This is a genomic window from Nocardioides sp. NPDC023903, from assembly GCF_040639295.1.
GTDB lineage: Bacteria > Actinomycetota > Actinomycetes > Propionibacteriales > Nocardioidaceae > Nocardioides.
In genome coordinates, this window is the sequence record NZ_JBEZZS010000001.1 from 78659 (window position 1) to 99332 (window position 20674).

At 69.2% G+C, this 20674-nt stretch carries 21 protein-coding genes; 12 read left to right on the forward strand and 9 right to left on the reverse strand.

Annotation, left to right across the window (positions count from 1 at the left end; translation table 11 throughout):
* Positions 1–68 precede the first annotated feature (68 nt).
* Positions 69–1292: a cytochrome P450 gene (locus tag AB0F44_RS00385; RefSeq protein ID WP_357351577.1), complete on the forward strand. Its 1224-nt coding sequence runs from the start codon at positions 69–71 to the stop codon at positions 1290–1292.
* On the opposite strand, the gene AB0F44_RS00390 is transcribed toward AB0F44_RS00385, so the two are convergent.
* The 4 genes from AB0F44_RS00390 to AB0F44_RS00405 form a co-directional block, all read right to left on the reverse strand.
* A complete protein-coding gene (locus AB0F44_RS00390) occupies positions 1283–1789 on the reverse strand; it encodes a GNAT family N-acetyltransferase (protein ID WP_357351579.1) in 507 nt (168 codons plus the stop codon). The two genes, AB0F44_RS00385 and AB0F44_RS00390, sit on opposite strands and share 10 nt — an antisense overlap.
* A 63-nt stretch (positions 1790–1852) precedes the next feature.
* Positions 1853–3016 (reverse strand): thiolase domain-containing protein, encoded by a 1164-nt coding sequence (locus AB0F44_RS00395; RefSeq protein WP_357351581.1) that lies wholly within the window; start codon positions 3014–3016, stop codon positions 1853–1855.
* On the reverse strand, positions 3013–4083 hold the full coding sequence (locus tag AB0F44_RS00400) for a thiolase domain-containing protein (RefSeq protein ID WP_357351583.1): 1071 nt from the start codon (positions 4081–4083) through the stop codon (positions 3013–3015). Before AB0F44_RS00400 ends, AB0F44_RS00395 begins: the two co-directional genes overlap by 4 nt.
* Positions 4084–4093: 10 nt before the next feature.
* Entirely contained in the window at positions 4094–5044 is a 951-nt protein-coding gene (locus AB0F44_RS00405; RefSeq protein WP_357351585.1) for an OB-fold domain-containing protein, read from the reverse strand.
* Between the two features lie 58 nt (positions 5045–5102).
* Between AB0F44_RS00405 and AB0F44_RS00410 the strand changes: the two genes are divergently transcribed.
* The 5 genes from AB0F44_RS00410 to fadD8 are packed head-to-tail and all read left to right on the forward strand — an operon-like array spanning position 5103 to position 10614.
* Positions 5103–6152 carry an LLM class F420-dependent oxidoreductase gene (locus AB0F44_RS00410; RefSeq protein WP_357351587.1) on the forward strand — a complete coding sequence of 350 codons (1050 nt, stop codon included), beginning with the start codon at positions 5103–5105 and terminating at the stop codon, positions 6150–6152.
* Positions 6149–7009, forward strand: coding sequence for an SDR family oxidoreductase (locus tag AB0F44_RS00415; RefSeq protein ID WP_357351589.1), 861 nt, complete (start codon positions 6149–6151; stop codon positions 7007–7009). Before AB0F44_RS00410 ends, AB0F44_RS00415 begins: the two co-directional genes overlap by 4 nt.
* On the forward strand, positions 7006–8253 hold the full coding sequence (locus tag AB0F44_RS00420; protein ID WP_357351591.1) for an NADH:flavin oxidoreductase: 1248 nt from the start codon (positions 7006–7008) through the stop codon (positions 8251–8253). The genes AB0F44_RS00415 and AB0F44_RS00420 overlap by 4 nt, the downstream gene beginning before the upstream one ends.
* A 14-nt stretch (positions 8254–8267) precedes the next feature.
* Positions 8268–8984, forward strand: a complete 717-nt coding sequence (locus AB0F44_RS00425; protein ID WP_357351593.1) for a PaaI family thioesterase — start codon at positions 8268–8270, stop codon at positions 8982–8984.
* Positions 8985–9036: 52 nt separating this feature from the next.
* Entirely contained in the window at positions 9037–10614 is a 1578-nt protein-coding gene (gene fadD8, locus AB0F44_RS00430) for a fatty-acid--CoA ligase FadD8 (protein ID WP_357351595.1), read from the forward strand.
* A gap of 6 nt (positions 10615–10620) precedes the next feature.
* On the opposite strand, the gene AB0F44_RS00435 is transcribed toward fadD8, so the two are convergent.
* Complete coding sequence (locus tag AB0F44_RS00435) at positions 10621–11199, reverse strand: dihydrofolate reductase family protein (RefSeq protein ID WP_357351597.1); 579 nt, start codon at positions 11197–11199, stop codon at positions 10621–10623.
* Positions 11200–11312: 113 nt separating this feature from the next.
* On the opposite strand from AB0F44_RS00435, the gene AB0F44_RS00440 reads away from it, so the two are divergent.
* On the forward strand, positions 11313–11942 hold the full coding sequence (locus tag AB0F44_RS00440) for a cytochrome b/b6 domain-containing protein (RefSeq protein WP_357351599.1): 630 nt from the start codon (positions 11313–11315) through the stop codon (positions 11940–11942).
* 7 nt (positions 11943–11949) lie between these two features.
* Here the strand turns inward: AB0F44_RS00440 and AB0F44_RS00445 are convergent, their stop codons facing one another.
* On the reverse strand, positions 11950–12747 hold the full coding sequence (locus tag AB0F44_RS00445; protein WP_357352688.1) for a crotonase/enoyl-CoA hydratase family protein: 798 nt from the start codon (positions 12745–12747) through the stop codon (positions 11950–11952).
* A gap of 54 nt (positions 12748–12801) precedes the next feature.
* Here AB0F44_RS00445 and AB0F44_RS00450 point away from each other — a divergent pair, with 54 nt between their 5' ends.
* The 4 genes from AB0F44_RS00450 (at position 12802) to AB0F44_RS00465 (ending at position 17041) form a co-directional block, all read left to right on the forward strand.
* A complete protein-coding gene (locus tag AB0F44_RS00450) occupies positions 12802–14451 on the forward strand; it encodes an acyl-CoA synthetase (protein WP_357351601.1) in 1650 nt (549 codons plus the stop codon).
* Positions 14448–15557 (forward strand): nitronate monooxygenase family protein, encoded by a 1110-nt coding sequence (locus AB0F44_RS00455; RefSeq protein ID WP_357351603.1) that lies wholly within the window; start codon positions 14448–14450, stop codon positions 15555–15557. Before AB0F44_RS00450 ends, AB0F44_RS00455 begins: the two co-directional genes overlap by 4 nt.
* A 171-nt stretch (positions 15558–15728) precedes the next feature.
* Positions 15729–16556, forward strand: a complete 828-nt coding sequence (locus tag AB0F44_RS00460; RefSeq protein WP_357351605.1) for an alpha/beta fold hydrolase — start codon at positions 15729–15731, stop codon at positions 16554–16556.
* Positions 16553–17041, forward strand: coding sequence for a hypothetical protein (locus AB0F44_RS00465; protein WP_357351606.1), 489 nt, complete (start codon positions 16553–16555; stop codon positions 17039–17041). Before AB0F44_RS00460 ends, AB0F44_RS00465 begins: the two co-directional genes overlap by 4 nt.
* On the opposite strand, the gene AB0F44_RS00470 is transcribed toward AB0F44_RS00465, so the two are convergent.
* Positions 17025–17537, reverse strand: coding sequence for a hypothetical protein (locus tag AB0F44_RS00470; RefSeq protein ID WP_357351608.1), 513 nt, complete (start codon positions 17535–17537; stop codon positions 17025–17027). The genes AB0F44_RS00465 and AB0F44_RS00470 overlap by 17 nt on opposite strands.
* Positions 17538–17628: 91 nt before the next feature.
* Here AB0F44_RS00470 and AB0F44_RS00475 point away from each other — a divergent pair, with 91 nt between their 5' ends.
* A complete protein-coding gene (locus AB0F44_RS00475) occupies positions 17629–18066 on the forward strand; it encodes a hypothetical protein (RefSeq protein ID WP_357351610.1) in 438 nt (145 codons plus the stop codon).
* Positions 18067–18090: 24 nt separating this feature from the next.
* Here AB0F44_RS00475 and AB0F44_RS00480 read toward each other — a convergent pair whose 3' ends face one another.
* Together AB0F44_RS00480 and AB0F44_RS00485 are read right to left on the reverse strand one after the other, a co-directional pair.
* Positions 18091–18750, reverse strand: a complete 660-nt coding sequence (locus AB0F44_RS00480) for a hypothetical protein (RefSeq protein ID WP_357351612.1) — start codon at positions 18748–18750, stop codon at positions 18091–18093.
* Positions 18751–19023: 273 nt separating this feature from the next.
* Positions 19024–20265, reverse strand: coding sequence for a DUF222 domain-containing protein (locus AB0F44_RS00485; protein WP_357351614.1), 1242 nt, complete (start codon positions 20263–20265; stop codon positions 19024–19026).
* Between the last annotated feature and the right edge of the window lie 409 nt (positions 20266–20674).

Consider the following 20674-nt stretch of genomic DNA (forward strand, 5'->3'; position numbering starts at 1 on the left):
GTGATGGCGAGCACTGTGTGAACATAAACTAGAACGTGTTACAGAAAAGACCTCGAAGGAGCACACCCGTGACCGCTCTCCCCGTGGATTTCGATCCGACTGATCCCGTGCTCAACGAGGAGCGCGTCCCGCTCCAGGAGTTTCTCGAGCTTCGCAAGAACGCCCCGGTGTGGTGGGTCGAGCAGACGCCGGAGGCGCGCGCGGGCTTCCTCGACACCGGGTTCTGGGCGGTGAGCAAGCACGAGGACATCCTTGCCGTCTCCAAGGACAACGAGAACTTCGGCACCAACGAGAACGGCGTGATCATCCGGTTCGCGCCCGACATGACCCGCGAGCAGGTCGAGCTGCAGCGCGCGATGCTGATCCATCACGACGCGCCCGACCACACCAAGCTGCGCCAGATCATCAGCCGCGGGTTCACCCCGCGGGCGATCAACGCGCTCAAGGACCGTCTGGTCGAGCGGGCCCACAACATCGTCGACGACGCTCTGGCCAAGGGCGAGGGTGACTTCGTCGCCGAGGTCGCGGCCGAGCTCCCGCTCCAGGCGATCGCCGAGCTGCTCGGCGTCCCGCAGGAGGACCGGCGCAAGCTCTTCGACTGGTCCAACCAGATGCTCGCCTACGACGACCCGGAGTACAACGCCGACCCCGAGGCCGCCTCCATCGAGATCCTGACGTACGCCATGACGCTGGCCGCCGAGCGCAAGGCGGACCCCAAGGACGACATCATCTCCAAGCTCGTCAACGCCGAGCTGGAGGGCGGCGCACTGGGCGATGACGAGTTCGGCTTCTTCGTCATCCTGCTCGCGGTGGCCGGCAACGAGACCACCCGCAACGCGATCTCCCACGGCATGCAGGCCTTCTTCGACAACCCCGACCAGTGGGAGCTGTGGAAGAAGGAGCGCCCCGACACCATGGTCGACGAGGTGATCCGCTGGGCCACCCCGGTCACCGTCTTCCAGCGTACGGCCCTCAACGACGTCGAGGTCGGTGGCCAGCTCGTCAAGAAGGGCCAGCGCGTCGGCATCTTCTACGCCTCGGGCAACCACGACGAGGACGTCTTCGACGACCCCGACACCTTCGACATCACCCGCGAGCACAACCCCCACCTCGCCTTCGGTGGCCACGGCGCCCACTACTGCATCGGCGCCAACCTGGCCCGGATGGAGGTGCGGATCATGTTCGACGTGATCGCCGACCGGATGCCCGACCTGAAGCCCAACGGCGCTCCGCGCAGGCTGCGGCACGCATGGATCAACGGCATCAAGGAGCTCCCGGTCACCTACGCCTGACCAGGGACCTTCGCATTGGAGAAGTGGGGCCGGCGAAACGGATAACTCGCCGGCACCCACTTCGTCAGCGCTTCATGGACCACCTCGTAGAGCCCCTCCCCATAGGCCTCGGTGGTCACCCACCAGCTCACGTCGACGTCGTACGCGGCCAGCTCCTCGCTCAGCTCCTGCCGGACGCCCATCGGATAGAGATAGGCGCATCCGACGTAGCCGAGTCCGGGCGTCTCCAGGACGTAGGAGAACGACTTGTTCTCCTTCCACTCGCCCTCGTGCCAGACCAGGTCGATGTAGTCGTCCTCCTCCGACGTCGGCCCTTCCGGCCACCCGCCGCCACGGGTCGCGTTGATCAGATCGCGGTCGGCGTTGATGGCGCGTACGTCATCGGCCAGGCACTCGCGCGACAGCGGCCGCGCCGTCAGGTCGCCGTGGGTGAGCACCCGCGGCGCCTCGAACCCGTCCGGGACGACCAACAGCTTGCTCAGTCCTGCGTAGCTCATGGACACGAAGGCTACGGGTGTGACGGACCTCGTCCGTCACACCCGCAACGACCGTGCGTGTTCTCAGTTGGAGGGCGGCTGTGAACCCACGACCCACATCGCGAAGAACTGCGACCCGCCGCCGTAGGCATGCCCGAGCGCGCGGCGGGCGCCGTCGACCTGGTGCTCTCCTGCCCGTCCCCTGACCTGCAGGGCGGCCTCGGCGAAGCGGAGCATGCCGGAGGCGCCGATGGGGTTGGAGGAGAGCACGCCGCCGCTCATGTTGACCGGGAGGCTGCCGTCGAGGGCGGTCTCGCCGGCCTCGGTGAGCTTCCAACCCGTGCCCTCGGCGGCGAAGCCGAGGTTCTCGAGCCACATCGGCTCGAACCAGGCGAACGGCACGTAGATCTCGGCACAGTCGATCTCGCGGGCCGGGTCGGTGATCCCAGTGGCCTTCCACAACGCCGCCGCGGCCTCGCGGCCCGCCTGCGGGTTGACCTGGTCGCGCTCGGCGGCCGAGGTGGGCTCGGAGCGCATCACGGTGCCGTGGATCCAGGCGGGAGCGTCGTACGTCTTGGCGACGTCCTCGGCCGCGATCACCATCGCGCAGGCACCGTCGGAGGACGGGCAGGTCTCGTCGTAGTGGATCGGGTCCCAGAGCATCTGCGAGGCCAGGACCGACTCGACCGTGGTGCCCTCGTTGTGCAGGTGCGCGAAGGGGTTCTTCAGGGCGTTGTTGCGGTCCTTGGCCGCGACGATCGCGCCGATGTGCGAAGGCGCGTTGGCGCGGCGGATGTAGGAGCGTACGTGCGGGGCGAAGTAGCCGCCCGCGCCGGCGTGCACCGGCATCACGAACGGGATCGGCACCGAGAGCGCCCACATCGCGTTGGACTCCGACTGCTTCTCGAAGGCGACGGTGAGGACCTTCTTGTGGACGCCGGCCTGCACCAGCGAGGAGGCGACGATCGCTGTCGAGCCGCCCACCGAGCCGGCGGTGTGCACCCGGAGCAGCGGCTTGCCGGCCGCGCCCAGCGCCTCGGCGAGGTAGAGCTCGGGCATCATCACGCCCTCGAACAGGTCCGGTGCCTTGCCGATGACGATGGCGTCGACCTCGTCGAGGGTCAGCCCGGCGTCCTCGAGGGCCCGATCCATCGCCTCGCGGCACAGCCCGGCCATGGAGACGTCCTCGCGCTTGGCGCGGTGGTGGGTCTGGCCGATCCCGATGACGGCCGCGGGAACCTTGCTCACTTGCCACTCCCGTTCTCTTGGGCTTCCATCACGCACACGAGGTTCTGCTGCAGTGCCGGCCCGCTGGTCGCATGGCCGAGCACCTTGTCGGCCGACCCGTCCCAGATCCGCTTGGCGGCCTCGCCGATGCGGATCGCGCCGGCGCTGAACATCGGGTTGGCGGCGAGCGCCCCACCCGAAGGATTGATCCGTACGTCATCACCCAGCCCGAGCGCGGAGCGCAGGACGAGCTCCTGGTGGCTGAACGGCGCGTGCAGCTCGGCGACCTGGACACCCGCGGTGCCGCCCACGGCGGCCGCGGCCCGCTCGGCCGACCCGGAGGTGGTCAGGTCGCGTGTGCCGAGGTGGAGACCGTCGGAGCTGTGCGCGATCCCGGTGATCCACGCCGGTCGCTGGTTGGCCCCGTATGCCCGGTCGCCGGCGGCGAGCACGATCGCGGCCGCGCCGTCGGTCACTGGAGCGCAGTCGTGCTTGCGCAGCGGGTCGGCGAACAGCGGCCGGGCGAGCAGCTCGCTCACCGAGGAGCCGCCGGCACGGACGGCGTACTCGTTCTTCTCGGCATCGGTCAGCGACCGGTTGACGACCTCGGCCAGCGCGGCCTCGTCCCAGAGCCCGGCGTCGAGCCCGAGGCGCGCCTGGAGCGCGGCCAGGGAGACGGTGTCGGGCCACAGCGGCGTCATCGTGTAGGGGTCGAGCTGCAGCGACAGCGTACGGCGCAGCACGCCCGCCGACGCCTTGCCGAACCCGAAGACCAGCGCGGTGTCGACCTCCCCGGTCTGGATCTTGATCCAGGCCTCGTAGAGCGCCCAGGCGGCGTCCATCTCGACGTGCGACTCGTTGACCGGGGGCAGCACCCCGATCGCGTCGATCGCGCTCACGAACGAGAACGACCGGCCGGCCAGGTAGTCCGAGGAGCCGGAGCACCAGAACCCGATGTCCTTCTTGGCCCATCCGGTCTGCTCGTAGCACTCGGCCAGGATCGGTACGAGCAGCTCGGCCATGCTCGGCGACCCGTCGAAGTCCTTCATCTGTCGCTGGGCGAACCCGACGACGGCAACGTCTCTCACTGAGCGCTCCTCACAGGTGGTGCTTGTAGCTGTCGAAGTCCGCGTCCGGCTCACCGGTCGGCGCGAAGTGGCTGATGTTCTCGATGCTGGTGCCCCACTCGTCACGCGGCTTCCAGACCGCCTTGACCCGCATTCCCATCCGGACCTCGTCGGCCGGGATGTCCAAGATCAGGTGCTGCAGCGCGATGTCGGCGCCGTCGAGGAGGACGTACGCGGAGACGTACGGCGGCTTGATCTTCTGTCCCAGGAACGGGACGTTGACGACGCAGAAGGTGGTCACCGTGCCGACGTGGGAGAGCTCGATCTCCTCCGCGGTCGGCACTCCGTCGGTCGGGCAGGCGCCGCGCGGCGGGACGTAGACCTTCCGGCACTTCGGGCACCGCTGGCCCAGGATCCGGCCCTCGGCCAGGCCGCGGAAGAACGAGGACTCCTCCGGCGAGGCCGCGTAGTGGTAGTCGAGGCTGACCGGGGTCACGATTCGGCTGACGTCCTCGCCTCCGGTAGGCGCCGGCGTGCCTGGCTGGTCACCGCCGTCGGCCTCGAAGACGAGGTCGTTGACCGAGCCGGTCCGCTCCTCGGCCCATCTCGCCCGGACCCTCATCCCGGTCTCGATGTCGTCGGGGGAGACGACGTCGACGGCATGCAGCCACGGCGTGTCGGCGCCGTCGATGGTGATCAGGGCGTACGCGAACGGCCTCTCGAACGGCTGGCCGGCGACGGGCTCGCTGACCCAGGTCCACGAGGTGACCGTGCCGGTGTCGGGAAGCTCGACGAACTCGGTCACCGCCTTGTGTGTGACCGGGTCGTACTCAGGGGGTGGGACGGCGACTCGACCGTCGCCGAGCCGGCCGCCGACGATGGTGGTGTCTCGCAGTCCGGTGAGAAAGCGGCCGATCACCGGGCCTGTGGATCTGGTGTAGTCGAAGGCGACCGTCACGGGTGCCTGCAAGGTGCGACTCATGACAGAAAGTGAAACACGTTCTAGTATTGGCCACAACCCGTAGGTGACGAAGGAGTCGATGAGAGTGAAGTTGGGGCTACAGCTTGGCTACTGGGGAGCACAGCCACCGACCGGTGTCGGCGAGCTCGTCGCCGCCGCGGAGGAGGCCGGGTTCGATGCGATCTTCACCGCCGAGGCCTGGGGGAGTGACGCGCTGACGCCGCTGGCCTGGTGGGGCCGGGAGACCTCCCGGGTCCGTCTCGGCACCTCGATCGTGCAGATGTCCGGACGTACGCCGACGTCGATCGCGATGCACGCGCTGACGCTCGACCATCTCTCCGGCGGCCGGTTCATCCTCGGGCTCGGCGTGAGCGGCCCGCAGGTGGTCGAGGGGTGGTACGGCCAGCCGTTCGGCAAGCCGCTGGCCCGCACCCGCGAGGTCGTCTCGATCATCCGCCAGGTGCTCGCGCGAGAGGCTCCGGTGACCAACGACGGTCCGCACTACCCGCTGCCCTTCACGGGCGAGGGCTCGGTCGGGCTCGGTAAGCCGCTCAAGCCGATCGTGCACCCGCTGCGCGCCGACATCCCGATCTGGCTCGGCGCCGAAGGTCCCAAGAACGTGGCCCAGACCGCCGAGATCGCCGACGGCTGGATCCCGATCTTCTACACCCCGAGATCCGCCCCGATGTACGCCGACTGGCTGGCCGAGGGCTTCGCGCGCCCCGGGGCGCGGCGTACTGCCGACGACTTCGAGATCGCCGCGACCTGCCACCTCCAGATCGTCGCGGACGCGGAGGAGAAGCAGGCCGCGATCGAGGCCATGAAGCCGTTCGCGGCCCTCTACATGGGCGGGATGGGCGCCAAGGAGCAGAACTTCCACAACCAGGTCTTCGAGCGGATGGGCTATGCCGAGCTCGCCGGGCAGGTCCAGGCGCTCTACCTGACCGGCGAGAAGGAGAAGGCCACCGCGCTCATCCCTGACGAGCTCGTCGACGACCTGCACATCATCGGCACCGAGGGCGAGGTACGCGACAAGGTGGCGCAGTGGGAGGAGACCGGTGTGACCACCCTGCTGCTGAGCCTGGGCTCGGCCGCCGACGTCCACCGCATCGCCGAGGTGCTCGGATGACGGCTGTCTACGCCGTCACCGGCTCGGCCTCGGGCATGGGCGCCGCGGTGGTCGAACGGCTCCTCGCCGCCGGACATCGGGTCGTGACCGTCGACATCGCCGAGGCGGATGTCGTCGCCGACCTGTCGACGCCACAGGGCCGCCGCGACGCCACCGAGAAGGTGCTCGCCGCCTGTGGCGGCCGGCTCGACGGCGCGGTCCTCGCGGCCGGGCTCGGGCCGGCGCCGGGACGCGAGCGGCCGGCCCTGATCACCCAGGTCAACTACCTCGGCGTCGTCGAGCTCCTCGAGGGCTGGCGCGAGGCGCTCGCCGCCACCGGGAACGCCAAGGTGGTGGTCTTCTCCAGCAACTCGACCACCACCATGCCGCTGATACCGGCACGGGCGGTCGCGGCGCTGCTCGAGGGCGACGCGGAGCGGGCGCTGAAGGCGTACCGGATCTTCGGGAAGGGGGCGCCGGCGATGGCCTACGGGGCCTCGAAGGTCGCCGTGACCCGCTGGGTGCGGCGGCGCGCGGTCGAGCCGGCGTGGGTGCAGGCCGGGATCCGGCTCAACGCGATCGCGCCGGGCGCGGTGCTGACGCCGCTGCTGGAGAAGCAGCTCGCGACGCCAGGGGAGGCGAAGGCGATCCGGTCGTTCCCGGTCCCGGCCGGGGGCTACGGCGACCCCGGGCTCCTCGCCGACTGGGTGATCCACATGCTCGGCCCCGCCGCGGACTTCATGGTCGGCAGCGTCGTCGTGGTCGACGGCGGCACCGACGCCTGGTTCCGCGCCGAGGACTGGCCGCGGCCGGTGCCGGGCCGGCGGCTGCGGGGCTATCTGCGCAGGATGCGCGAGTTCAGGAAGGTACGCGCGTGACCGACTCCACGACCGACCCGCTCGCTCCGGCGACGCTGGGTCCGGTGACCCTGCGCAACCGGGTGATCAAGGCGGCGACCTTCGAGGGCGCCTCGCCCGGGGCGCTGGTCTCGGACCGGCTGATCGACTACCACCTCGCCGTCGCCGAGGGCGGCGTCGGGATGACCACGGTCGCCTATCTCGCGGTGGCCCCGGAGGGGCGTACGCATGCCGACTGCATCTACTGGCGCCCGGAGGCGCTGGCCGGGCTGCGGCGGCTGACCGAGGAGGTCCATGCGACCGGCGCCAAGATCTCGGCGCAGATCGGTCACGCCGGCCCGGTGGCCAACGCCAAGTCCAACGGGGTGCCGTCACTGGCGCCGACGCGGTCGTTCAACGCGCTCGGAATGGCGTTCAACCGCGCCGCGACCGCGGCGGACCTCGCCCGGGTCGTCGAGCAGCACGGCGCCGCCGCCCGGATGGCGGTCGAGACCGGGTTCGACGCGATCGAGGTGCACCTGGGTCACAACTATCTGCCCAGCTCGTTCCTCAGCCCGCGCCTCAACCCGCGCACCGACGAGTTCGGCGGGTCGCTGGCCAACCGGGCCGCGTTCCCCCGCCGGATCCTGGCCGCGGTGCGGGAGGCGGTAGCCGAAGCGGGTGGCGGTCGGGTCGCCGTGCTCGCCAAGATGAACATGCGCGACGGCTACCGCGGCGGGTTCGACCTGCCCGAGTCTGTCGAGTTCGCGCGCCTGCTCGAGTCCGACGGCCACCTCGATGCGCTCGAGCTCACCGGCGGCTCCTCGTTCATGAACCCGATGTACCTCTTCCGCGGCGACGCTCCCTACCAGGAGATGGCGGCGAACATGCCGCTCCACCCGGTGATCAGGATGGGCATGCGGATGGTGGGCAAGGGCTTCTTCAAGGAGTACCCCTACAAGCCGCTCTACTTCCTCGACAACGCCCGCGAGTTCCGCCGCGCCCTGAGCATGCCGCTGGTCCTCCTCGGCGGGGTCACCGACCTGGCCGGGATGCGGACCGCGATGGACGAAGGCTTCGAGTACGTCGCGATGGCCCGTGCCCTGCTTCGCGAGCCGGACCTGGTCAACCGCCTCCGGGCGGACCCGTCGACCGTGTCGCGATGCACCCACTGCAACCTGTGCATGTCGACTATCTATCCCGGGACCCACTGCCACCTCGACGACGAGCACGTCTACGGTGAGGCTCATCCGATCCTGCTGCCCCAACCTGAAGCCCCATCGTGAAGCCGAGGAACCAGATGTCGATGCACTACGGACGCGCCCATCACCCGCAGGCTCCTGCCGGATACGTCCATGACGACATGACCAAGGCTGAGATCAAGGAGCGAGAGGCCACCCTGGTCCCGCTGACCGACTCGGTGCGCAGGCTCGTCGACGCCGTCGTGCGCACCCAGGTCGCCGACTCGGTCCTCGATGACGTACGCCGCCGGGTCGAGGACCTCACCGATGAGCTGCTCGCCGACGCGCTGCCCGGCCCGCACGGGGTCCGGTTCGGGGCGGACGGCGGATTTCGCAACTACGGCAACCCGGTGGTCGGGAAGGGGAACGCCTTCGCCCCGCCGCTGGAGGTCCAGCGCGACGGCGAGGACGTCTGGGCCGACTTTTCACTCGGACCGGCGTACGAGGGCCCGCCCGGATTGGTCCACGGCGGTGTCTCCGCGCTGATCCTGGACCAGCTGCTCGGCGAGGCCGCCTCGGCGGGTGGGCGGCCCGGGATGACCGGCACCCTGACGATCGTCTACAGGCACGGGACCCCGCTGGGTCCGCTGCGCGGTGAGGCGCGGATCGAGTCGACCGAGGGAGTGAAGGCGATCGTGCGCGGCCGTCTGCTCACCCGGCCGGCCGACGGTTCTGAGCCGGTGCTGTGCGTCGAGGCCGAGGGGATCTTCATCCTGCCGCGGTGGGCACGCGAGGCGATGGCCGCCGCCGACCGGGAGCACGTCGGCGACGCCTGATCGACTGACGACACCTCTAGAACACGTTCTAGTTTCACGGTAAGGTGCGGGCATGGATACCAGCCGCATCGGTCCCCACAACGGTCATCTGATGGTCTCGGCGCTGGAGCGCCACAAGAGCCGTCCGATCATTCATCTCGGAGACGTGAGTCTGACCGGGGCGGAGGTGGCGGCGCGGATCAGCCAGTACGTCCAGGCCTTCGAGGCGCTCGGCGCCGGCACCGGCTCGGCGACCGCGCTGCTCGCGCTCAACCGCCCCGAGGTGCTCTTCATCCTCGGCGCCGGCCAGACCCAGGGATTCCAGCGCACATCGCTGCACCCGCTGGGGAGCGCCGAGGATCAGGCGTACGTCATCAACGACGCCCAGATCACCGGCCTGGTCATCGATCCCTACTTCGCCGACCGCGCGGTCGAGCTGCTCGAGCTGTGTCCCGGGCTCAAGCAGGTGCTCACCATCGGACCGGTGCCGCCGCAGCTGGCCGATATCGGCGTCGATCTCGTCGCCGCCGCGGAGACCTATCCGGTCGAGCCGCTCGCAGCGAGGCTGCTCCCGCCGGACCATGTCACCTCGATCACCTACACCGGCGGGACGACCGGAAAGCCGAAGGGCGTGATCGGGCTGTCCGGGTCGTTCGCGACGATGACCCAGGTGCAGCTCTCGGAGTGGGAGTGGCCCGAGGCGCCCCGCTTCCTGATGTGCACGCCGCTCTCGCACGCCGGCGCCGCCTTCTTCGTACCTGTCGTGATCAAGGGCGGCACGCTCTTCGTGATGCCGAGGTTCGACCCGGCCGCCGTCCTGGAGACCATCGAGCGCGAACGGATCTCCTCGCTCATGGTGGTCCCGACGATGCTCTACGCACTCCTCGACCACCCCGACTCGCGCACCCGCGACCTGTCCTCGCTCGAGACCGTGTACTACGGCGCCTCCGCGATCAACCCGGTGCGTCTCGCCGAGGCGATCGACCGGTTCGGGCCGATCTTCGCGCAGTACTACGGCCAGTCCGAGGCGCCGATGGCGATCACGTACTTCGCCAAGGTCGACCACGTCGACGCCGAAGGGAAGCCGCTCACCCATCGGCTCACCTCCTGCGGCCGCCCGTCCGCCCTGGTCCGTACGGCCCTGCTCGATGCAGACGGCACCCCGGTGGCGCCCGGCGAACCGGGTGAGATCTGCGTCGCCGGGCCGTTGCTCTCCGGCGGCTACTGGCAGCTGCCCGAGGTCACCGCCGAGACCTTCCGGGACGGCTGGATGCACACCGGCGACGTCGCCCGGGAGGACGAGGACGGCTTCTGGTACATCGTCGACCGCACCAAGGACATGATCGTCACCGGCGGCTTCAACGTCTTCCCTCGCGAGGTCGAGGACGTCATCGCGACCCATCCCGCGGTCGCCCAGGTGGCCGTCATCGGCACCCCGCACGAGAAGTTCGGCGAGGCCGTCACCGCCGTGGTCGTCCCGCGTCCCGACGCCGTCCTCTCGGACGAGGTCGTCGCTGAGATCCAGGCCCTGGTCAAGGAGCGGAAGGGCTCCGTCCAAGCGCCCAAGTCGGTCATCGAGATCGATGCGATCCCGATGACCGCGCTCGGGAAGCCGGACAAGAAGGCCCTCCGCGCCCGCTTCTCGCAGTGACGTACGTCAGGAGTAGCGGACCGCGTGCCTAAGGTGGGTCACCCCGCGCCCCTCGAGGCGTCGGGTGAGCTCGAGCTCGACGGGCCCGACGCCGTCGTCGGGGAAGAGTCGTCTCCCGGCGCCGAGGAGCACCGGCACCAGGTGGATCTCGATCTCGTCGAGCTGACGGGCGGCGAGAAGCGCCTGAGCGACGCCGGCGCCGTGTGCCATGACGACCTTGTCGCCGGATGCCTGCCGGGCCTCGTCGGCACACCGGTCGACGTCGGTGAAGTAGCGGGCGCTGCCCGGCGGGACGTCGTCGGGGTGATGGGTGAGCACGTGGATCGGCACGCCGTCGTGGTGGTCACCGCCCCAGCGGTCGGCGAGCTCATACGTACGCCGCCCGGAGATCAGCGCTCCCGTGGCGAGGTACTCGCGATAGACGTCGCCGTTCACCCCGGCGCCGTGACGGTCGTCGAGCCAGTCAAAGATCCGGCCGCCGCCCCGGCCGAGCCCTTGGCCGTGGCGGTCGTCCGGGCCGGCGACGAAGCCGTCCAGCGTCATGGACATAGACAGGCGTACGGGTGTGCGTGAGGTGCTGGACATGGTTCCTCCTAGTGGTGGTCAGGCGCCGCTGAGGGCGGCGCTCACCAACACCACGATCGAAATCCTGCCGATCCGACACGATGAGCTCGGCGGTCCCGCTACGCTGCCTCCTGATGTCAGGCGCGTCGGCAACGGGCTATGGGGTCGTCGCCAAGACCCTGCACTGGCTGACCGTCGCCGCCTTCGTGCTGCAGTTCGTGGTCGGCTATGTCATGTCGACAGAGACCGACTGCGACCCCCCGGGGGAGGACCGAAGCGGCGGTGACACCTCCGACGCGGAGGAGGAGCGGATCGATCGCCTCGAAGAGGCCTGCGAGGCCCGGGTCGGCGACGAGGGCTCGCTCGACACCGCCTGGGCCGACCTGTGGGGCGGCAGCATCGGTGTGGACGGCATCAGCCAGCCCGAGCTGCACATCCTGCTCGGCCTGGCCATCCTGCTTCTCGGCGGTCTTCGGGTCGCCTGGCGCATGATCGCCCCGCTGCCCCCGTGGGACCCGCGACTCACCGCGACCGACCGGCGGCTGGCCCATGTCACCGAGCAGGTGCTGCTCACGCTGATGTTCGTCGTCCCGCTCACCGGCCTCGCGCTGGTGGCGGTCTCCGACGATCTGGTCGCGCTGCACATAGCGGCCCACATCGTGTTCTTCGTCGCCCTCGCTGCCCATCTGCTGCTGGTGCTGCGACGTGGGCTGCTTCCGCGGATGCTGCCAGGGGCTGCGTACGTCAGGAAGGGCCGGGCCTGACGGGGTCTCAGCGTCCCTTGAACTCGGGCTTGCGCTTCTCCAGGAAGGCCTTGGGGCCCTCCTTGGCGTCCTCGGAGGCGAAGACGGCGGCGCCGACCTTGGCGTCGTCGGCCCAGGCCTCCTCCTCGTGCTTGCCCTCGGACTCGCGCATGGTGCGGAGGATCGCCTGGACGGCCAAAGGCCCGTTGGCGGCGATCATGTCGGCGAGCTCGTGAGCCTTCTCGAGCGCGGAGCCGTCGGGGACGACGTGGCCGATCAGGCCGAGCTCCTTGGCCTCGGGGGCGAGCAGCGTACGTCCGGTCAGCAGCAGCTCGGCGGCGACAGTGTAGGGGATCTGGCGGGGGAGACGGACGGCGGAACCGCCCATCGGGTAGAGCGACCAGCGGGCCTCGGCCACGCCGAACTTGGCCGACTCGCCGGCCACCCGGATGTCGGTGCCCTGCAGGATCTCGGTGCCGCCGGCGATGGCAGGGCCCTCGACGGCGGCGATCAGCGGCTTGGTGAGCCGGAAGCCCTTGAGCAGGCCCTTGATCACCGACGGGTCGAAGCCCTCTTCGAACGACTCCGAGGGCGGCTTCTCGTCGGCCTTCTTCAGGTCCATCCCGGCACAGAAGTAGCCGCCCGCGCCGGTCAGGATGCAGACCCGGATCTCGGGATCCGAGTTCACCCGGTCCCAGGCGTCCTCCATGATCCGCAGCATCTCGGAGGAGAGGGCGTTGCGGCGCTCGGGACGGTTCATGGTGACGATGAGCTTGTGGCCGTCCTGCTCGACGATCGCGTGCGGCTGAGCAGAAGATTCTGTGATCGGCATAACATCAGACCCTAGCGGAAAACTGAAACGTGTTCTAGTGTCGCAGTCATGGCGCTGAACCTTGCTGACCTCTTCGAACACGCCGTCGACGCCGCGCCTGAGAAGGTGTCGGTCCAAGTCGGCGACCGCAAAGTGACTTACGCAGAGCTCGAGCGTGAGTCCAACAAGCTGGCCCACTACCTGGCCGGGCAGGGGATCGGGAAGGGCGATCACGTCGGGCTCTACTCCAAGAACTCCGTGGAGCACGTCATCGCCCTGCTCGCGATCCTCAAGATCCGTGCCGTCGCGATCAACGTGAACTATCGCTACGTCGCCGGCGAGCTCGAGTACCTCTTCGGGAACGCCGACCTCAAGGCCCTGGTGCACGACCGTGTCTACGCGCCGCTGGTCGCCGAGGTCTCCCCGAAGCTGGAGGGACTGAAGACGTTCGTCGCCGTCTCCAACCCGCTCGAGCCCCACGACGACTCCGACCTGAGCCCGTTCGGCGGCGTCACGCTCGAGGAGGCGCAGGCCGGGCAGTCCGACGTACGCGATTTCGGCGAGCGCAGCCCCGACGACATCCACGTCATCTACACCGGCGGCACCACCGGTTTCCCCAAGGGCGTGATGTGGCGCCACGAGGACTTCTGGCGCGTGCTCGGCGGCGGCATCGACTTCATGACGGGCGTGCCGCTGGAGGAGTACGACCAGTCCAAGCAGGCCGCCGGCGACGGGCTCATCACCCTGCCGCTCAGCCCGCTGATGCACGGCGGCGCCCAAGCGAGCCTGCTCATGCACCTCTTCGCCGGCCAGGTGACGATCCTGGAGCCCAAGTTCGACCCGGTACGCACCTGGGAGATCGTCGACCGCGAGAAGGTCCAGATGATGTTCATGACCGGTGACGCGATGGCGGTGCCGCTCATCGACGCGTACGAGGCAGGTGGCTTCGACGGGCAGAGCCTGTTCGCCATCGCCTCCAGTGCCGCGATCTTCTCCAAGTCGGTCAAGGAACGCTGGATGAGTCATTTCCCGAACGCGGTCTTCACCGACTCGATCGGCTCGACCGAGACCGGCTTCCAGGGCACCGGGCTGCAGGACGCCTCCGCGCTCTCGACCGACGGCCCCGTGGTCACCGCGGGCGCTCACACCGCCGTGATCGGCGAAGACGGCCACCCCCTCGACCTCGCCACCGACGTCGGCAAGATCGGCCGCACCGCCCGCAAGGGCCACGTGCCGGTCGGCTACTACAAGGACCCCGAGAAGTCGGCGAAGACCTTCGTCGAGATCGACGGCATCCGCTACGCGATCCCGGGGGACTACGCCCGGATCGAGACCGACAACCGCCTCACCCTCCTCGGACGGGGCTCCAACTGCATCAACACCGGCGGCGAGAAGGTCTACCCCGAGGAGGTCGAGGCCGCCATCAAGGCGCATCCCGACGTCTACGACACGCTCGTCGTCGGGATCCCGGACGAGCGCTACGGCCAGGCCGTCGCGGCGGTCGTCCAGCCGCGACCTGGCGCGACCATCGAGCTCGAGGGGCTGCGTACGTTCCTGCGGGCTCACCTGTCCGGCTACAAGCTGCCGCGTGCCCTGACCATCGTCGACGAGGTGCCCCGCAACGCCACGGGCAAGGCCCAGTACCCCAAGGCCAAGGAGATCGCCCTGGCCACGCAAGCGACCGCGATCGAGCAGGACCCCGAAGGAGCAAAGGCATGATCCGTACGGCACTGTGCGAGGCGTTCGGGATCGACTACCCGATCTTCGCCTTCACCCCCTCGGAGCACGTCGCCGCGGAGGTCTCCAAGGCCGGCGGGCTGGGCGTGCTGGGCTGCGTACGCTTCAACGACGCCGAGGAGCTCGACCGCACCCTGACCTGGATGGACGAGAACACCGACGGGAAGCCCTACGGCGTCGACGTCGTCATGCCGATGAAGGTGCCGACCGAGGGCACCTCGACCGACCTGTCCGCCTACATCCCCGCGGAGCACACCGAGTGGGTCGACAAGACGCTGCTCTCGCTGGGCGTACCGCCGCTGCCGGAGGGGGAGGGGCGCGAGGGTGTGCTCGGCTGGCTGCACTCGACCGCGCGCTCGCACGTCGACATCGCGCTGCAGCACCGCCCGGTGCTGATCGCCAACGCGCTCGGCACCCCGCCCAACGACGTGATCGAGAAGGCGCACGAGCACGGGGTCAAGGTCGCTGCGCTGGCCGGCGCCCCGAAGCACGCGGTGTCGCACGTCGCGAACGGCGTCGACATCATCGTCGCCCAGGGCTACGAGGCCGGCGGGCACACCGGGGAGATCGCCTCGATGGTGCTCCAGCCCGACATCGTCGACGCGGTCGGGACGGATGTGCCGGTGCTGGGTGCGGGCGGGATCGGCTCGGGCCGCCAGATCGCTGCATCGCTGGCGCTCGGTGCGCAGGGCGTCTGGACGGGCTCCATCTGGCTCGGGACCTCGGAGTACCGCAACCTCAACACCCACGCCGGCTGGGAGAGTGCCTTCACCCGCGCCACGTCCGCAGACACCCGACGGATGCGGATCTACACCGGCAAGCCGGCCCGGTTGCTGAAGTCGAAGTGGACCGACGCCTGGGAGGCCGAGGGCTCGCCGGCGCCGCTGCCGATGCCGCTGCAGAACCTGCTCGTCTCCGACGCCCACAACCGCATCAACGCTGCCGGGGACCCCGACGTCGTCGCGATGCCGGTCGGGCAGATCGTCGGCCGGATGAACGAGGTACGCCCCGTCGCCGAGGTCATGGCTGATCTCATCGCCGAGTTCGAGGCCACCGTCAAGCGCCTGGACGCGATCGCGCAGGGATAAACCGCAGCGCCAACGAAATGCGCCGGCTCGGTGACCGAGCCGGCGCATTTCTCATGCCCGGGCACTGCCCGCCTTACCTCGGCGCACTATCGCACACCATGGTCGTCAACGCCGCTACCGCACACCCCAACCCCGCCGCCGAGGCGGGAGAGGCCCTGACAGGATGAACGCGTGACGATCTCGAGCTACGTACGTGACGGACTCACCTTCGACGTGATCGACTCGGGCCCGGTCGACGGCGACCCGGTCGTGCTCCTGCACGGTTTCCCGGAGCGGGCGACCTGCTGGCGCGAGGTGTCACCGATCCTGCACGAGGCCGGCTTCCGGACCCTCGCCCCGGACCAGCGCGGCTACTCACTGGGTGCCCGGCCGCGTACGCGTCTCGGCTACGGCGCCGGCCAACTGGTCGAGGACGTGGTCGCGCTGATCGACGAGATCGGCCGGCCGGTGCACCTGGCCGGTCATGACTGGGGGAGTGCGGTCGGTTGGGGAGTGGCGGCCAAGCGGCCTGACCTGGTCCGAAGCTGGACCGCGATGTCGGTCCCGCACCCGGTTCCGTTCGCGCGGTCGATGAAGGGCCCGCAGCGGCGCAAGTCGGCCTACATCGCGCTCTTCAACATCCCGCTGCTGCCCGAGCTGGTCTCCGGGCGCGACGGCCGGATGGAGCGGATGATGCGGGGGAGCGGCTGGAACGACGATGACGTCGAGCGCTTCCGGGAGGAGATCGTCGACTACGGCGCGCTGCCCGGTGGCCTCGGCTGGTATCGAGCCCTGCCCCTCGCTCCGCGCGTCGGCAGGGTCTCGGTGCCGACGACGATGCTCTGGAGCGACGGCGATGTCGCGATCGGCCGGACCGCACTGGAGGGCAACGAGGACTCCGTCACCGGTCCCTACGCGTTCATCGAGCTCACCGGGGTAAGCCACTGGATCCCCACCAAGGCACCGCAGGCGGCCGCCGACGCGATCCTCTCGACCATCGCCAGGACGAATCAGTCGTGAGCCAAGTCCGAGGCGGGGTGTCGCGCCATGCCGTGATTGGTGCTGTCGCTGCGGCCGTTGGTGCGTTGGCCGGCATCGGGCTGATGAGGGTGCTGTTCTCGCCGGCTGTGGCCTTCTTCGGTGGCTTCATCGAGGTGGAGGCCGCCGACACCGGATCGGCGGTGAGCGACGCGCTCGCCACCGGGCTCGGCGCGCTGGGAGCGGTGCTGGCTGCGTTCTTCTTCGCGGCCGTCGCACTGCTCACCGTCGTGGCCGTGATGCCGTTGGCGGCGATGGGCCTCGCGCTTGGAGGCACAGGGTTCGAGCGCGCCTGGCTGGCAGTCCTGATCACGCTGCCGCTCGCCGTCGTAGTCTTCCTCGGGATCGGGCAGCTCCTGCCGGATTCGGTCCCATGGCTCTGGCCGGTGACCGTGGCAGTCGCGGCAGCAGCATCGGTCTGGCTCGCAGCGGCCCTTCCGACACCGCTGATCAGTCGGTCGCGGTGACGGTCGGAGACGTCGACCGGGGTGTGGTGTCGCGAGCGGTGATCGCCTCGCTGACGCCGCCGATCGCCGCGCGGATCATGTCGCCGTACGGTCCCGCTGGCAGGGCGGCAACTCGCTCCTCGGCCCTGCCGATCTGCTCGGCGGCCGCCTCGAAGGAGCCCAGACGGCGCAGGTTGTCGGCGATGTTGAGATGCAGGCTCGGGTAGAAGCCGGCAACCTGAAGGCCCGCGTGGTGCTCGCCGGCCCGTTGGTCGGTGAGCGCGCCGGCGGCATCCAGGGCGCGTACGTCCCAGATGAGCGCCACGGCAGGATCGGTCTGCAGGTCGGCGAGATAGTGGGCGAGCGTGCACCGATGAAGCGGATCGCCCAGCACACCGAGCTCCTCCCAGATGGCGAGCAGCTCCTGTCGTGCTCGCGCGATCTCTCCTTCGTGGCCAAGGCTCACGGCGGTGGTGATGGCGTCCATCGTGGGGTCAACAGCAGGCGTCGCGGTCATGCCTCGATGCTGAGGCTTCGACCGACCCGAAGGTCAAGAGTTGAGTACGCGGGCTCATCACGCCACGCCGCGACGGCGCAAGACTCGTCGCATGCTCGCTTTCGACCGCCCGGCCAGTGTCCGCTGGCGCATGACGCGCCTGCCCTGGTTCCCCGTCACCACGGCCCTGGCGTCCGTCGTGGCCGTCCTCGCCGTCGGGAAGCTGGCCATGAACTGGCTGGACGTCTATCTCGTCTTCTTCGGCGAGCAGCCGCAGATCGACCCGGCGAACATCGCCGCGTACCGCGTATGGGGCGCGATCGCGCTCGCCGCTCTCCTGTGCGGCGCGCTCGCCCACATGCTCAACCCCGACCGCCGAATGCTTGGGACCATCTGGCAGGTTCTGCTGGTCCTCGTCGGCGCGGCGATGGTCCTGCTCAGCTACATCCCCGGCGCGGTGGATCTACCGGCGCCGGAGCAGGAGAAGGACGGCTACCACGCCCCGCCCTGCTACTCCGGCGGCGACAACGACGAGTGTGTCGGTGGCTGAGGCTTCCTGCCGCTCTCATCCAGGCTACGAGCGGACCCTTGAAGCCCGCCAGAGTGCGGCGGCAAGCCACAGGGCCGCGACGGCGACGAGTACGCCCCAGACGATCCGCCCCGCGTGCGGGAGGAAGAACTGGGGGAGCATGGTGACCAGGAGAGCGGCGAGCGGGACGGCGCTCCAGCGAGGCAGGGAGCCCGAGCGCCAGACCGCGATCGCGGCGAGCACGGCGGCGACCGCGACGAGCAGCAGTCCGATCATGAAGACGGTCATCGCAGTCGGGTCGAGGCGAAAGTCATTGCCGACGTCGGTCAGGCCGGGGTCGCCGTCGGCGACCGCACGCTCGCCGATGGCCTTGAGGCCGTACACCTCGGCGCCGTAGTAAGAGATGGTCAGCCCGGAGCCGATGTAGCCGATGACAGCGGCGAGGTACGCGGTCTTCTCCTGCGGCGTGCCGTCGAGGAAGCCGCGGATCGCGCCATAGCCGAGCGGGATGAGAATGAGGCCGACGATGGCGCAGATGTGCGCGATGCTCCAGCCGGCGGAGGCCCACGCCGCCGCTCCGTCGAGGGTGGTCTCGTCGGCGCGTGGGGCAACGGCCTCGTAGACGGCAAAGAGGACACCGGCGATCGCGAACGCGACGGCGCCCATCTGCGTACGTCGGTCGGGGGAGACGTGGGGGACGGTCACTGCGAAACTCCTCGGTGGATGCAGTGAGAGCAGTGCTCTCAATTGCGAGGATGATGACATGCCTCCCCGTGCACCGCACGCGCTTTTGACCGGCATTCGTCCAAGAAGATCCGGGCGATCCTCGGCATGCAACTGATAGGCCGAAGCGCTATCGCACACCGTGGTGATTTGCCGCGATACAGCACAGACGGCCGCGACGAAGATGAGCATCGCCTCCAGGCGCCCGTGTCTGGTGGGCGGACGGACGCGCGGCCCGGGCGATCCTGGGAATCCCTATGTGCGTCTGGTGAAGCGGATGGCGCCGTCGGGTAGGCGCTCGTGGAGGTACGCGGAGTCGTGGGCGCGGTGGTGGTGATGACTGCAGAGCAGGGCGGCGTTATCGATGTCTGTCAGGCCGCCCTGGGCCCAGGCGATCCAGTGGTGGGCCTCGGCCCAGGTACCGGGGATGTCACAACCCTCGGCCTCACAGGTCGCTGACCTGAGCAGGAGCGCTCGGCGTTGGGCGGCGGTGAAGAACCGCTCCTTACGCCCGAAGTCCAGCACCTCCGAGTCACCGCCAAGGACGGCCGGGACGATGCCTGCGGTGCAGGCCAGGCGCCTGGCCTCGGCCGCGGTGATCTGACTCCCGCCAACGATCTGGGCGATGCCGGCTTCCTTGCGGAGCTGGTCGAGGTCGATGGTCACGATCACCGTGGTGGCGTCCCCGCCGTGGATCGGGAGCTGGGATGGGTCGAGGGTTTCGAGCATCTGGCAGAACGCGCGCCCGAGGCGTCGGTCGTAGGGCAGGTAGTCGCCGGTCTCGGTGCGGGTGCCGTCGTCGCGACGGGGTGAGGCAAAGGCCTCGAGGTTGGTGGCCAGCCGGTCCGCGGCCGCATCCGGGACCACAGCGGAGATCCGGGTGGTGCCGTCCCCGAGGCGCCGCATGGCCAGCCGGGTCTTCTTCCGAGCGTGGGCCTCCTCGGCAGCGAGCCGTTTCGCTTCTTCGGCCTCAGCGATCTCCGGCGCGATCACATCGAGGATCCGGCGGCCCAGGCGGCGCAGCTGGGTGGGGTCGAACTGGGTCGCGTAGGCGACCAGGGCTTCTTCGGCCTTGATCCGGATCTCGGGGTCGAGGTCGGCGGGGAGGTCGTCGAGGGCGTTCACGATGACTTGGGCTTGGACGGGGTTGCAGGCGCCGGTTCGCATCGCGGCCGCGACCAGCCCGTAGGAACGGTCCAGCGCCTCAGCAAGCCGGAGGTCGGCGCGCAGGGCCTCGGGGCGCTGGTGGGTGTGGTGATGCAGCCACGCCGCCACATCCCGGGCGGCACTCTCGGCGGCCACATCCTCGGCGGCGGCGAGCACCCGCAGCTCGAGCTCGGCCAGCTGCGCTTTGGCCCGGGCGATCTCGAGCAGCGTGGTGGCCTTCTGATCGGTGGCCATGAACGACGGATTCGCCTCAGCAACCGCGTCGAGGGAGGCGGTGATCGCGACCACGGCACCCAGTACAGGGTGTTGTGGCTGTTGCAGCGTGGTCATCGAAACGGTCACCTCCCGACGTACGAACTCAAGGGTTTCTGCCTGTGCAGAATCCCGGTTGGTTCGCTGGTCTCGGAGGCCCGGCAGTACGGGCTATTACTTACCCTCGCAGCTCAGCGTTCACGCCCCTGGTTCCCCTGGATTACCCCACACCCGTTGTCTCTCGGGCAGAAGGGGCACGCCTCTTTCGAGGTGGTCGGCCTTCACGTTTACGCCTGCGCCGAGCCTACCACACAACGCAAAACCAAGTCACGAAAATTCTCGGGAACCCAATCAGGGACAGATATCCCAAACCCAAGCCAGACCGCTGCTGGAAGCCCGCAAGACACCCGAATGGCACCCAACCCAGACACCCTGCTTCTAAATCTCCCAACCCAATCCCGGTATCGGCCCCACCCGCGCTGGAACT

What these genes read in the sequence shown, in the direction of transcription:
- AB0F44_RS00390 (WP_357351579.1), bottom strand. Translation starts at nt 1,789, where the DNA reads ATGAGCTACGCAGGACTGAGCAAGCTGTTGGTCGTCCCGGACGGGTTC.
- AB0F44_RS00405 (WP_357351585.1), bottom strand. Translation starts at nt 5,044, where the DNA reads ATGAGTCGCACCTTGCAGGCACCCGTGACGGTCGCCTTCGACTACACC.
- AB0F44_RS00410 (WP_357351587.1), top strand. Translation starts at nt 5,103, where the DNA reads ATGAGAGTGAAGTTGGGGCTACAGCTTGGCTACTGGGGAGCACAGCCA.
- AB0F44_RS00415 (WP_357351589.1), top strand. Translation starts at nt 6,149, where the DNA reads ATGACGGCTGTCTACGCCGTCACCGGCTCGGCCTCGGGCATGGGCGCC.
- AB0F44_RS00425 (WP_357351593.1), top strand. Translation starts at nt 8,268, where the DNA reads ATGTCGATGCACTACGGACGCGCCCATCACCCGCAGGCTCCTGCCGGA.
- fadD8 (WP_357351595.1), top strand. Translation starts at nt 9,037, where the DNA reads ATGGATACCAGCCGCATCGGTCCCCACAACGGTCATCTGATGGTCTCG.
- AB0F44_RS00435 (WP_357351597.1), bottom strand. Translation starts at nt 11,199, where the DNA reads ATGTCCAGCACCTCACGCACACCCGTACGCCTGTCTATGTCCATGACG.
- AB0F44_RS00440 (WP_357351599.1), top strand. Translation starts at nt 11,313, where the DNA reads ATGTCAGGCGCGTCGGCAACGGGCTATGGGGTCGTCGCCAAGACCCTG.
- AB0F44_RS00450 (WP_357351601.1), top strand. Translation starts at nt 12,802, where the DNA reads ATGGCGCTGAACCTTGCTGACCTCTTCGAACACGCCGTCGACGCCGCG.
- AB0F44_RS00455 (WP_357351603.1), top strand. Translation starts at nt 14,448, where the DNA reads ATGATCCGTACGGCACTGTGCGAGGCGTTCGGGATCGACTACCCGATC.
- AB0F44_RS00470 (WP_357351608.1), bottom strand. Translation starts at nt 17,537, where the DNA reads ATGACCGCGACGCCTGCTGTTGACCCCACGATGGACGCCATCACCACC.
- AB0F44_RS00475 (WP_357351610.1), top strand. Translation starts at nt 17,629, where the DNA reads ATGCTCGCTTTCGACCGCCCGGCCAGTGTCCGCTGGCGCATGACGCGC.
- AB0F44_RS00485 (WP_357351614.1), bottom strand. Translation starts at nt 20,265, where the DNA reads ATGACCACGCTGCAACAGCCACAACACCCTGTACTGGGTGCCGTGGTC.